Source organism: Salimicrobium jeotgali (assembly GCF_001685435.2).
In the GTDB taxonomy this organism is placed as follows: Bacteria; Bacillota; Bacilli; order Bacillales; family Halobacillaceae; genus Salimicrobium; species Salimicrobium album.
In genome coordinates this window covers 2315903-2328324 of the sequence record NZ_CP011361.2, presented here as the reverse complement: position 1 = coordinate 2328324, position 12422 = coordinate 2315903, and the positions used below count along the sequence as shown (strand labels likewise).

General features: G+C 36.0%; 13 protein-coding genes. 11 read left to right on the top strand and 2 right to left on the bottom strand.

Translation table 11 applies throughout. The features are described 5' to 3' along the window. The first annotated feature begins 29 nt into the window (after positions 1–29). The gene (locus AAV35_RS11630; protein WP_156330885.1) at positions 30–1382 is read left to right on the top strand and encodes a DNA integrity scanning protein DisA nucleotide-binding domain protein; all 1353 of its coding nucleotides are present in this window, start codon (positions 30–32) and stop codon (positions 1380–1382) included. A 110-nt stretch (positions 1383–1492) separates the two neighbouring features. Here AAV35_RS11630 and AAV35_RS11625 read toward each other — a convergent pair whose 3' ends face one another. Both AAV35_RS11625 and AAV35_RS11620 read right to left on the bottom strand, forming a co-directional pair. Further along, positions 1493–4111: a DEAD/DEAH box helicase gene (locus AAV35_RS11625; RefSeq protein WP_008590619.1), complete on the bottom strand. Its 2619-nt coding sequence runs from the start codon at positions 4109–4111 to the stop codon at positions 1493–1495. A 237-nt stretch (positions 4112–4348) separates the two neighbouring features. After that, positions 4349–4771 carry a helix-turn-helix domain-containing protein gene (locus tag AAV35_RS11620; protein WP_008590617.1) on the bottom strand — a complete coding sequence of 141 codons (423 nt, stop codon included), beginning with the start codon at positions 4769–4771 and terminating at the stop codon, positions 4349–4351. 190 nt (positions 4772–4961) lie between these two features. Here AAV35_RS11620 and AAV35_RS11615 point away from each other — a divergent pair, with 190 nt between their 5' ends. From AAV35_RS11615 to AAV35_RS11570, 10 genes are all read left to right on the top strand, one after another. Beyond that, on the top strand, positions 4962–5192 hold the full coding sequence (locus tag AAV35_RS11615; RefSeq protein WP_008590615.1) for a helix-turn-helix transcriptional regulator: 231 nt from the start codon (positions 4962–4964) through the stop codon (positions 5190–5192). Further along, entirely contained in the window at positions 5193–5516 is a 324-nt protein-coding gene (locus AAV35_RS11610; RefSeq protein ID WP_008590613.1) for a hypothetical protein, read from the top strand. Positions 5517–5615: 99 nt separating this feature from the next. Then, positions 5616–6107 carry a helix-turn-helix domain-containing protein gene (locus tag AAV35_RS11605; protein WP_008590611.1) on the top strand — a complete coding sequence of 164 codons (492 nt, stop codon included), beginning with the start codon at positions 5616–5618 and terminating at the stop codon, positions 6105–6107. 11 nt (positions 6108–6118) lie between these two features. Beyond that, entirely contained in the window at positions 6119–7138 is a 1020-nt protein-coding gene (locus AAV35_RS11600) for a DnaD domain-containing protein (protein WP_008590608.1), read from the top strand. 25 nt (positions 7139–7163) lie between these two features. Next, positions 7164–7400 (top strand): hypothetical protein, encoded by a 237-nt coding sequence (locus AAV35_RS11595; RefSeq protein WP_008590607.1) that lies wholly within the window; start codon positions 7164–7166, stop codon positions 7398–7400. A gap of 402 nt (positions 7401–7802) precedes the next feature. Beyond that, positions 7803–8243 (top strand): hypothetical protein, encoded by a 441-nt coding sequence (locus tag AAV35_RS11590; RefSeq protein ID WP_008590604.1) that lies wholly within the window; start codon positions 7803–7805, stop codon positions 8241–8243. Positions 8244–8310: 67 nt separating this feature from the next. After that, positions 8311–8505 (top strand): hypothetical protein, encoded by a 195-nt coding sequence (locus tag AAV35_RS11585; RefSeq protein ID WP_008590602.1) that lies wholly within the window; start codon positions 8311–8313, stop codon positions 8503–8505. Positions 8506–8519: 14 nt separating this feature from the next. Beyond that, positions 8520–8783, top strand: a complete 264-nt coding sequence (locus AAV35_RS11580; RefSeq protein ID WP_008590600.1) for a hypothetical protein — start codon at positions 8520–8522, stop codon at positions 8781–8783. Positions 8784–8797: 14 nt separating this feature from the next. Further along, positions 8798–9907: a hypothetical protein gene (locus AAV35_RS11575; protein WP_008590597.1), complete on the top strand. Its 1110-nt coding sequence runs from the start codon at positions 8798–8800 to the stop codon at positions 9905–9907. A gap of 13 nt (positions 9908–9920) precedes the next feature. Continuing rightward, the gene (locus AAV35_RS11570; protein ID WP_008590595.1) at positions 9921–12410 is read left to right on the top strand and encodes a VirD4-like conjugal transfer protein, CD1115 family; all 2490 of its coding nucleotides are present in this window, start codon (positions 9921–9923) and stop codon (positions 12408–12410) included. The last annotated feature ends 12 nt before the right edge of the window (positions 12411–12422 follow it).

Sequence of the window (12422 nt, the reverse complement as noted above, 5' to 3'; positions counted from 1 at the left end):
AGGCAATAGCATCATCGTGGCTATTGCTTATGCCTGTTAAAGTCCGTGGGTTTTGGGTTTTTACTATCCTAAAACTAAGAGAGGAAGCTGTTAAATCTATTCCTAGTTTAAAAAAATCAAATGTATTAGGAAGGTATGAAATTAAGAAGTCTTTACTTGAAGCTACAATTTCGAATTATTTAAGCGCATGTTCAACCGCTCTGCAAATCCCGGATGTAGGAGAAGAACTGAATGTATTTAACCGCAATGGCCCTGAGTTTATTAGAAGTGGAGGCGAAACTTTTCTCAATTCATTCGCATTAAAATTTCATGGAGAGCATTTCAATTTGTTTGAGCTAATAAACCTCATTTCATCACAATATTATGAAGGTGCGGAAAGTAGTGGGAGAATTATTATTTCACAAAATGAACATCCTGCGGTTAATGTCACTTTGAAATTTATTGATCCTATTAACTTATCAAATCATAAAGCTATAAGAAAACTCCTGGAAATGACTAGTGACTCTATAAGCTTATTAGCTAATGGCAATGAAGCATATGGTATGGGGTATGTAGCAGACTACGATTTTAAAGAAGAAGATTTATTTATTATTGAGTTCAAAGGACACTTCAAATGGGAATTAAAGCATCTTGAAGAGATTTTAATGATAGTAGAATATTTTCAGCCTAAATTACCAAGGGAAAGAATTGGAAAGGAACTATTCTCAGATCATCTCATAAGGATTTTTTCAAGCATAAAACATGATGATATTAATACGGTTTGGGACATTATCCAAGCCGCGACGGAACAAAAGCATGGAACAATGGTAGTAATATCTAATAAAGCTGCTGAAGAAGCAGACAGGCTAAATAGTCAATGTATTAATGTAGAGCCCATTAATTTTAGTTCTGATATTATGCGGCTTGTAACTGCTATTGATGGCGCAGTTCTCTTAGATCCGAAGGGTAAATGTCATGCTTTAGGAGTAATACTTGATGGATTGGCTACAGATAAGGGTGATTCTGCTCGTGGAGCCAGACTTAATTCTGCAATAAGATATTTAGACACACGGGATAATGATGAGTGTCTAATTGTTGTAGTATCGGAAGACGGGCATATAAATCTAATCCCATACTTAAAACCAAGAATACCTCGACATTGGATTGATTATTTAATTAAAGATTTACAAGAGGTTAACGAATCTGAAGAAGTAGATATTAGAGTTTTTAATCAAACTATGCGTAATCTAGAAAGACTTGCATTTTATTTATTTCCAAAAGATTGCGATACAATAAATGAATTAAGAGAGAATATTGAAAGCAAAATAGAGCCAGATATTATAAGGATTGTGTATCGTGATTTTATCCCCAACCCTGAAATGAATAAGAATTATTACAAATAGTTATATTGGATGCCATCTAATTTCGTGCCTGATCCCCACTGTACTAAAGTATTAGCGTGGTGGGGGTCAAAGGCATGAAGTAAGTTTAGTCCAGACATTTGGTTAGGTGTCTATGGATGTCTTTGCACTCCTCTTAACTTATTATTTATATCAGAGAACATATATCTAGCAAGTAAATTAGACGGCTTATTACCTTCCTTATGGAAAATCTTCATATTTCCAAACACTAAGAAAGATTGCTTTGCCCTTGACACTGCAACATTTAGCATGTTGACACCTTTATCAAAAAAGAAACTATTATTGCTAGAATATACAGAAGAAAAGATGATAACATCCCTCTCTGCCCCTTGTAAGGAATGGACAGTTCCAACAACAACATTCCTATAATTGTTGCCTAATGCTTTTTTTATTGCTAGTTTCTGTTGAGTAAAAGGTGTGATGATGGCAATCGTCTCACTTATCGTTTTGCCGCTTACTTGAGTTAGTTGTTCTTCGTTGTTTTTGACCCATTGAGCAATAGCCTTAGCCTCATTTTGGTTATATCTACTACCACCCCTTAGCTGTGCTTCCCCTTCAATGTTTGCATACCCTAAATAAGGCAAGAATTTATAATCCTTCTTTTTCGTAGCCATTGGCTCTAACTTTCCATTATAAGCGAGATCATTACAATAGCGAATGATGTCATCTTGACATCTTCTATGTTCTGAAAGGAACATCCCTCTCATACCTTCTATTTTTTGAAAAGAGCTTGCCTTTTGAGCAGTTTTGATTAATGAAGTACCTGTTGTACTTATACCTAACTTTTTCAACAAATGGTAGTCACTATTTGAATGCAGTTTACGAGCAATACCACTTCGAACCATGTTAGCTTCATCAATTGGTGGTAAAAGATTCCATATAGGTTCTATTTGCAACTCATCACCAACTACCAAAGCAGATTTGGACAAGGCAAAAGCAGGACCACCAACTTCTGGGGAAACTTGACCTGCTTCATCAATAATTAACAGGTCGATAGCATTATAATTAGGTTCTATCCCTTTTATTTTGGATTGGTTAAAGGCACTTGGCAATGTATACAATGTAGAAACATGACAAGGAAATAAATGTGCAGAATCCTTCCATTTCTTCAATGTATCTTCATATTCTTCAGACTTTCTCTTTTGATTGATGAGGTACTTTGCTTCCCAATAATGAACAGAATATTTGAAGGCCATGTACCTGTGATACCTATCCAAATCAGTGAACATACTCTTATACTCTTTATTTGTATGCTGGTAACCATACAAGGCATTTAACTTTTTGATAAGAGACTTTCTTTTTAGATTCTTGAAATATATATCAATATTGGTTAGAAATTTAACAACTCTTGATAGCAATGAGGGGTGCGCTTGCTGTAAATAATTCTGTCTTTTTATGACGATGACATCTAAATGATCTATCTCTTCTAATACATCTATGACATTCCACATGTTTTGAATTGTTTCTTTTACTTGACTCTGTAACCACTCCGCAGCATCCTCTAACGATTGATTTTCAAGACCGGAATATTTTTCAAAATATTCAAGGTATGTATGTTCTTGGTTCATAATTGATTGATTAGCTTTTTTCAAAAATCCATCACCATCAGGACTTTGCATGTAATAGGAAGTCCCATCTTTTTGCAGCTTCTTGAACTTAGTTTTGGAAGGAACATAGAGACCATAGCTTTTAACATTAGGAATCCATCTACCCTCAAGTCCTACTTTTTCATCTATATCCATCATTTCATTCGTACTACCAAAACTATCTATAACATTAGTTACGGCTTGATTATTTGTGGAAGAGACAAAAATAATTGGAGGTGTTTCATCATTTTGTAGAACTGAATCAACGAATTTTGTAGCCACGACCGATTGAAGTAAAGTTGTTTTACCGGTCCCAGGCGGTCCATTAACAGCCAGAATATCACCTGATTTTTGAATCATAAAATTGTGGAGAGTCTCTCTTTGAGAAGGGGATAGTGAATGCTCATCACTCATCTGACCTAAATGTTGCTTAGATAATTCAAAGCTACTTGCTTGATTTGATGTTAATTGCTTTTGTTGGAGACTTATGTATTCATCGAATAATGGAATATGAGGTTGATCTCTCTCCATCTGTTCATAAAAATCCAATAAGGACTGAGTTGCATACTGGTTGTTTTGCACATCAAGAAACAACTTACATTCTCTGTCTATTACATATTCTACATCAGAATAATCAAGGACGTTTTCATCTAATTCCTCTACATAGTGAAGTAGATGATCCCAATTATCCGGTCTTAGTAACCCATTGTTCGTTAAATACCTCTCATAATCCCACATTGTTCCTAATGTATCCATACTTGTTATGTTATGAGGTTCCAATAAAATCCTCGGAATCCATGGCTGGAATTTTTCATCATATGTAAACTTTAGTGTCGCCTTATCAAGTGTGACTGGAATAAGGATAGGGAAAATAAAATAATTTTCATTGTAGTATCGTTGACTAGGTTTTAATACAAACGGAGCAATAACACAATCAATACTTCGCTGCTTTTTACTTTTTGTTGTCCTCCCTACTTTCTCATATGTTTCTTCAGTTATTCTCCCATTCTTGTATTCTTTACGAGGTAGAGTAACCTGCTCTGTTTTGTTAACATCAAGGTCTCGCCTTAACATATCTGAAAGGCAAGTTCGCCAATAAGAAACTACCTTATCTCGAACATCCATAATAAACTCTCCTTCATATTTAAATAAGTTTAAAATTTATATTATTGAGAACAGACACAAATTTTTGAATGGGGATTATGTGGGAGGTGTGAGGATGGTGAATATTGTGAAAGTTTGTTTCAAAAAAACAGGGGGATAACTATTCATATAGTAGTGAAACTATATTGAATGGAAGAAGTGATTACAGTTTTATTAAACACAAAAACAGGGACTTCCTATAAGTGAAGTTCCTGCTTTTTATTTATTTTCATTTTCCTCGATTTCTTTAGATTTTTTCACTAAATATTGAAAGTAACTTTCCAATTCCCTTATTTGCTCTGGACTCATTGATTTCCACTTTTCCAAGTCAAAAAAAGCTGCATCTTCGATCCCGTACTGGTCCATCAGCTTATTTACTTCTTTTATAGAATCAAATTCATTGTTTTTATCCACTTGATAATCTGAAATATCTGATCGGCCTAAAAGGTAATCGGTGGATACATCAAAAAGGTCAGCTATTTTGTTCACAGTATCTAAAGTAGGAATTTTAGTACCTCTCTCGTATGCTGTGTAGGTTGTTCGAGCTACGCCAATTTGCTTCGCGATATAATCCTGAGTCCAATTTGGATTTTCTTCTTTTTTTATTAGTCGGCATTTTTTCAGCCTGTCGGAAAAATTCATGTTAATACCACCATGCTTTTCACTAGATTATAGTGTGTTATGTTCCCATTATAAATGTTTCTCATAGTAACTTAAAGAAAAGTTCCTAAAAGTGTATAAAAATATTATGGATATTGTTGACAATGTTACCTAAAGGAACTTATAATACAACATAAGATGTTCCTTAAAGGAACTTTAGGAGGTGAATAAATTGAGGGTGTGGTTAAAAGAGATTCGACTTCAGAAGGATTTAACGCAAGAACAAACAGCTATTAAATCAAAAATATCGAGAAGCTATTATACCCATATTGAATCAGGAGTTAAAAATCCTACAGTAGAAACAGCGAAGGACATAGCTTTTGCCCTAGAGTTCAAGTGGACAAATTTTTTTGAAAGCCAATGTTCCTTAAAGGAACAAAAAACTTATAAGGAGATGTTGTAGATGTTTGAAGCTAAATTGCAACCCGAATCTGATTTTAATAACAAGGTCTATGATATTTTTTATGATATTGCTAAAAAAGCACAAGAAGATGTTCAGAAAGAAATGGAATTACCCTATTTACTTGATCGAACAAAATTAGCTGAGCGTGTGTTTAATGTAAGTGTACAATCTCTTGATGCTCACGTATTAAAGCGCAAGGACTTTCCAAAAGTTCATGTAGGTGGCCGGACACTTTACCCCAAGGATTTAGTAATTACATGGATTAGAAATCATGTTGATGTATCTGATGATATTGCTCCGGAAAGAAACTTTGGTGTTGTTTGACTCTATGAATCTAGTATATACCTCTGAGAAAGCAATCAATGGTACAAATCAATAAGTAAGGAGGGGGAAACTATTAATAAAAGCAAATCAGCGCAGTTAATGAAGGATTTAAGGAAAAACAAAAATAAAACCCAGCAACAGTTAGCTGTAGATATGTTTCAGTCAAGAGAGTATATCTCTAAACAGGAAGGGGGAGAACGGAAGATTCCTCCTGTATCCACTAAATATTTTATTGAGAAGTATAACAATCCTTGGTTAGCACTTGAAGCTGTTAATGAATATGTTGGGTGGGGGATCTCTCGCTTAGAGGGACCGGAAGTAGAAGAGGATAATTTTCTCTTACAACTTCTATTAGAGGAAGAACTACAGAAGGCTATTAATGTATTAGCTAATGTAAATTTAACTGCAAAATTACATGATAAGCACTCTATTAAGATTCATGACATACGGAAATCAGCTGAAATTATGACTGGTGTTATTCATTTCTCTACCCTGTATTTAGCTACTGTTTGTGAAAGATATGAAATCAATTGGCTAAAGCTTTGGAAGGATCATCACCAAACTCTATATTCTAAGAGATTATTAAATTAGGAGGTGAGGTTGTGCAGGGGTGGTTAAAGCTGCATCGTAAAATTCTTCATAGTGAAATTTTCGAAAATGAGAAGTTGTTAAAAGTGTTCATTTATTGTCTGACGAAGGCAAGCCATAAAAGTACAGAATCGAGAGTAGGGAGGCAAAAGGTTACTCTTAAACCTGGACAATTTATATTTGGCCGTAAAAAAGCTGCTTCTGAATTAAGTATGAATGAATCCACCGTTCGTGACTATATAAAAATACTTCAGGAAGACAGTGTCATTAGTATAAATACCACCAACAAATATAGTGTAATAACCGTTGAAAACTGGGGGATTTATCAATCTAACGATGAAGAACACGACAACAAAATAACAGAAAATAGACATCAAAAAGACAGTTCCCTGACATCAAAGGGCCAGCAAAAAGACACATACAAGAATGAACGAGAACTTAAAGAAGTTAAGAATGTAAAAGAATTTATTACTACAACTACTTCTGAAACCATGAATAGTGAGGCTGTTCAATTTTATCAAAACAATATCGGAATACTACATCCCCATATTTCTAATGAAATAGCTCGATGGATCGCGGAGCTTGGTGAAGATTTAACTATTGAAGCCATGAAACGTGCTTTGGAGCGAAATAAGGTTTCATGGGGATATGTGAAGAGTATCCTAAAATCTTGGGTGAATAAAGGAATTAAAACCATTGAACAAGCTGAGGCTGAAGAAGTTGAACATAGAAATAAAATTCACCGCAAGCACCAGTTTTCTAAAGTACCTTCAAATCAGGAGGTAATACCAGAATGGTTTAAAAACCGTAATGATAAAAAACAAAATGAAAATAAAAAGCCAACAATTGATGGTGCAGCTTTAGCAATAGAAATAGGAATTAAGCTGAAACGATCCAGGGAGAATATTCTCGAAGCTATTCATAACAGATATGATCTTTCGGAAAGAGACTTACAAGCTATTCGGGAGGGGGAAAGTTCAGCTAAAGAAATCTTATTAAACAAAACGAGCTTGGAAGTTGCAGGAGATCGATAACATTATATAAGAGGGAGGCTGTACTATGAAAACATCTAACAAACATCGCTTAGCTTATTATGATATCCCATCAAAGGCAGATAATGTGAAGACTTTTGATGGAAAAGTGTACAACGTTCGTGGCTTCTGGGTAATAGATAAAAATGGTGTAGCTGAAAAACTACCTAATATTTATTATCGAATCCGGACTGTGAAGGATAGTCATTTTAAAACCATTGCTAAACGCAAAAACCCTATGAGTGAGCTGAAATCTGTCAAGTGAATATAACGATTTTAACATGTGCTTAAATAGCACACATTGAACATTGAAAACTATATATCTATGTTAGGAAATTGAAAGGTCACAGAACTTTCCTGACAGTCGATGAACGTTTGGTGCGTGTTACAAGAAACGCATCTTGTGACCGGGTAAGCGTTGTATCTTTTATGGTTAACTTATACAAAGTGAGGTACAAGCTTTGTATAGGTAATCCTAGATACATAAAGTTCTTCGTATAGGCTAGAAACGTTGTGCATTGTAGAAAAAATAATCATTCTACATAGGGTTGATTGTATCTCGCCATAAACAATCATTAATAATAAAGATCTATCTTCCATAATGTGGATTAATATTTAAGTAGGTGTTAGAATCGTTATACAAATCATTTGAGAGGAGACGGATCTGATGGCAAAGTGTTGGGTCGGTGGTTTGGCTGGATTTGTTATAGTTTTAATCTTGGTTGGTTGCGGAGCTCAAGGAGCCACAGGTCAAGTCGAGTCATTATCACCAGGTGGCATGAAAGAAACTCTGCAAGACAGTGACAATGTTTATATCCTAGTAACTGATGCGTCTGAGGAAGAAAAAAGAGATGAATATATCAAGGTAGTGGAAGAAAATATTGAAGAAATTAATGTGAAAGAAATTAATGCTCAGAATCAAAAAATTCTTGATGGGGATATGGATCTGAATGAAATAGGTTTAGAAGGTAGTGAACTGTTCCAATCTCTAAGTTATTATGAGGATGGACGATTACATGATCGTATCTCCTTAAAAACACAGAAATACAAAACCCTTGAAGATAGGGATAAAGCCATACAAAAATTCATCAACGAAACTTCATCCTAATGGAAGTGATCTTTTATAGATCGCTTCTTTTTTTATGAATACAAACCTTGAAAGGGGGTGAAGGTGAATGGGCGTTACTAATCGCGAACTTAAGCAATCAAAAGACTTAGTCCAGACACTGTTAACAATCCAAGATATTTCTTACAATGAGTGGCTCCATGAAAAGCACCAAGACTACATTCAACAAAACCAAGATGTCGTTATGAAGTCATTGCTCCATTACAAAGGGTTGGATGAAGAAAACAAGAACAAAAATATTTAAAAGGGGAGATTTTAATGAATTACTTTGCAGATCATTCCATGCTTGTTGCCATTAGTAATTTACAATCTACTGGGGCATCAATTTTAACCGCCATGCAGCTTTTGGGTATTATCTCGGCTTCCATTGCTTTTGGTATAGGAGCCTACCATCTTATATGGGGTGGAGTTAGAGGCCGCCAAAGCTCTATCGTGTGGTTCATTGGTGGTGCCGTTGGACTTGTCGTTCTAATGGGGGCTACAGCTATCGCCGAATATATTGACAGTCAGGTGATCTTTTAAAGGAGTGTAGGTCCATGAGGGTATTATTCACATCAAAAATGCATGGTGAAATTTCGAGCTTTCACCCTTATTCCTTCCAGGAAGTTGTCGTTCTAACGGCGGAATTGGATGCTAAATTAAAGAAGAAAAATGCTAAGCCAATTCTGCTAGATTTCATGATATTTAATGAAGAAGGAGACAAGCTGTACAACGGCTCATATGAAATGGGAGCAGAAGGGACATCAAATATTTATGACCATGTTTGTCAAAAGCTTTTACAGCTACCCATGGAAAATAAAAATGAGGAAACAAAAAGGGATGTCTTCCTTCAACAATTAACTTCTAGCACACCAGCATCTTATCAAATTGATGTGACAGAAGTATTGAAAGAGAAGGAAGTACAAAAGTCGAGTTGGAAGCAACTTGGTCACCGTGGCAAGATTCTTGTGAGTGTGATCAGCACCACATTAATGGTAGCCATAGTTACATCCATTACTCTATTTATACTTCTAAGCAATCAAGGCAAAGATCTAAGAGTCACGACACAAGAGCTGGAAAAAATGGAGAATGTAAAAACGGCTTATGAAGGTTACTGGACAGGTGAGCAGAAAAAAGCTGTTGATCAGTTACAAGGAATGGAAACCTTAACGGAATCGGAGCGCCAAACATTGCTTCATTTTCTTGTGGAACTTAAAAAGTATGATCAAGCTTTGCAATATGTAGGAAAGGAAAACACTTCTTCACTGGCTAAGCAAGTCATGAAAGTTCATGGTCTGGAAGAATTGATTTCCTTTCAAGAAGCTTATCCAAGTCCTTTGGGTGAATTTAAAATAGACTTTCATCGTGGGGAATACAAACAGGCGGTGGATATTCAAGATATGGCGATGTCTCCTGAACTGTATAAACAAAAGGGGATCGCTTATTTGAGGATTGGGCAATTGGAAGATGCAAAAAAGATGGCCAGTGAAGCGAAAAATGATGAACTGAACAAAAAGATTAATGAGTATCAAGAAATCGAAGAACAGTTGACTAAGTTAAACATTCAAATAGAAACAGAGAAAGAGTCAGAAGATCAAAATCAATCTAAAATCGATTCGCTTAAAGAACAACAAGATGATCTGGAGAGCCAAAAGAACAATATATAAGAGGGTGATTCATTTGAAATCAGTCATTGCAAAAAAACAGGTGCTTATTCTACTAAGCATCTGTTTTTTTATCTCCACGATGCTGGTTAGTACTTTCGTATGGAATATGGGATATGCCATGTGGTCAACCTTAAAGACTTTCCCAGAATTCAGTAAACCAATAGAAATTAAAACTTCATTTTTGACGGATTTTCATATTCAGGAACAACCACTCTACTATGGAGTAGCTGCCTTAATCGGTTTTGTCGGAATAGCCCATATGATTTACAAACTTAGAAGTAACTTTAAACCCGTAGGTACGGACGAAAAAGGTTCCCAGAGATTTGCAACAAGAAAAGAAATTCAACAACAGTACAAGGCCATTCCTGATCGAAAACAATCATATAAAGGACAGGGTGGCCCTGTTTTATCTAGAAAAGGGGATAAAGCTTTTATTGATCCGTCACCTGTCAATAATTTGATTATTGGTACGACAAGGAGTGGTAAGGGCCAAACCTATGTGATTCCAACCATAGATGCTTACTCTCGTGCCGAACATCAGCCCTCTTTAGTCATTAATGACCCCAAAGGGGAGTTATTTGCTTCTAGCCGGGAGACGCTGGAGAGAAGAGGATATGAGGTTGAGGTTTTAAACTTAATGAATCCAATGCAAAGCATGAGCTTCAATTTGCTAGAGTTGGTTAAACAATCTTATAAGGATGGGGATTATTCTACAGCTCAAACTCTTTGCGAAACCATTACTCATATGCTTTACCACAATCCGAATGCTAAAGAACCTATGTGGGATGATTCAGCTAAATCACTTGTGAATGCTATGATCCTTGCGGTTACAGAGAAAAGCATAACCGAAGGGATGGAAGAGAAAATTACGATGTACACGGTCGCCAACATGCTCTCAGAGTTAGGGACTAGAAATGAAATGGATGAAGATGGCCAAGAGTACAATGCATTGGATCAATTCTTCCAAGAACTACCCCAATCCCATGTAGCGAAAGGTCAATATGCAACGAGTAATTTTTCCAAAGGGAATACTCGATCAAGCATTTTTACGACAGCGATGAATGGATTGACGAAATTCACAATGAGTGAAACAGCTAAAATGACAGCAAAAAACTCTTTGGATTTAAAAAGAGTGGGCTTCGGTCAAAGTATTAAGGGGCGAGGTCGCCCTTTTTCCAAAGTAATAATTTCATTCCCGGATGGAACCACTGAAATCAATCAATCTGGAGAGAGTGGGACATGGACCATTAACTTTAATACCTCATTAGAAGCTGGAGATCATTTAGTAATTTCTCAGGATTCTGTTCCTGGAAATTCAAAGGATAAAGAAGTTCAAAAGGATAATATGACAATCCGGATTGACAAAGTTGATGAGGAAACGGGCAAGGTTTCCTTCTCTTATATTTTTGCTAGAGGCACTATTGAAGTAAAAGAAATTATTTACTCCAATAAGCCAATTGCTGTGTTTATGGTTACACCGGATTATGATACGTCTACTCATGCTATACCGTCTATTTTCGTTAGCCAATTGTATTATGTATTATCAAAAAATGCAGCCATTGCCAAAGGACAAAAGTGCTTACGAGAAGTGGTCTTCATGTTAGATGAGTTCGGTAATATGCCTGCGATAGCAGATATGGAAAATAAAATTACGGTATGTTTGGGAAGAAACATTCGCTTTCACTTAGTTGTTCAATCCTATGCTCAATTAAAAGATTTGTATGGAGAAGATGGGCAAGCCACAATCCGAGGTAACTGCGGAAATGAAATTTATATATTGAGTGCGGACTATGATTCTGCTTCCTATTTTTCTTCCAAGTTAGGAAAGCAAACGTTAAATACTCAAACACGGTCTGGATCTACCTTTTCCCTGGATAAGTCGAAAACGGAAAGTACGGAAGGAAGAGACCTTCTAACGGCCAATGAACTGCAGGAATTGGAGGAAGGAGATACGGTAGTGCGACGTGTGCTATTACGTCGTGATAAGAAAGGAAGAAAGATTCGTGCCTTTCCTATTTATAATACAGGAAAATACAGTATGAAATATGCTCACACGTATCTTAGTTCAGAATTCTGTCCAGGTAGATCAATTACGGAAGAAGAGATTTCTACCCCACACCGCCATGTTCATCCAGCAGACTTAGTTATTGATTTTCAAACTGGCTATTCTAATAAAGCACAGACAGACGAGGCGGTAGAGGATATGGAAAATCACTCACAAAATGGACCATTCAGTGATTCAGAACAACCTATGGAATGGTGGAGGAAGGAAAAAGTCGGTGAGTTCTTTGATAAAAGCACATTCTCCCTGATCCACCAACAAATTGCTCCTCATTTAGAACACAGTGAGGAGGAAATGAATGATGAACCTATGGAAGCTTTTCTTTATAACTTAAAGCTTTTAGGCGATCACCAAGAAATTAACCGACAAGTGTATAGTCACATTCGCAAACAAATAGATAAGTTAATTGAAGAACAGGAAACACCAGTAGAGCAGGGATGAAAAAGGGAAAAA

Coding starts and splice junctions, on each gene's coding strand:
- AAV35_RS11630 (WP_156330885.1), top strand. CDS start 30: ATGCCTGTTAAAGTCCGTGGGTTTTGGGTTTTTACTATCCTAAAACTA.
- AAV35_RS11625 (WP_008590619.1), bottom strand. CDS start 4,111: ATGGATGTTCGAGATAAGGTAGTTTCTTATTGGCGAACTTGCCTTTCA.
- AAV35_RS11620 (WP_008590617.1), bottom strand. CDS start 4,771: ATGAATTTTTCCGACAGGCTGAAAAAATGCCGACTAATAAAAAAAGAA.
- AAV35_RS11610 (WP_008590613.1), top strand. CDS start 5,193: ATGTTTGAAGCTAAATTGCAACCCGAATCTGATTTTAATAACAAGGTC.
- AAV35_RS11605 (WP_008590611.1), top strand. CDS start 5,616: ATGAAGGATTTAAGGAAAAACAAAAATAAAACCCAGCAACAGTTAGCT.
- AAV35_RS11595 (WP_008590607.1), top strand. CDS start 7,164: ATGAAAACATCTAACAAACATCGCTTAGCTTATTATGATATCCCATCA.
- AAV35_RS11590 (WP_008590604.1), top strand. CDS start 7,803: ATGGCAAAGTGTTGGGTCGGTGGTTTGGCTGGATTTGTTATAGTTTTA.
- AAV35_RS11585 (WP_008590602.1), top strand. CDS start 8,311: ATGGGCGTTACTAATCGCGAACTTAAGCAATCAAAAGACTTAGTCCAG.
- AAV35_RS11580 (WP_008590600.1), top strand. CDS start 8,520: ATGAATTACTTTGCAGATCATTCCATGCTTGTTGCCATTAGTAATTTA.
- AAV35_RS11575 (WP_008590597.1), top strand. CDS start 8,798: ATGAGGGTATTATTCACATCAAAAATGCATGGTGAAATTTCGAGCTTT.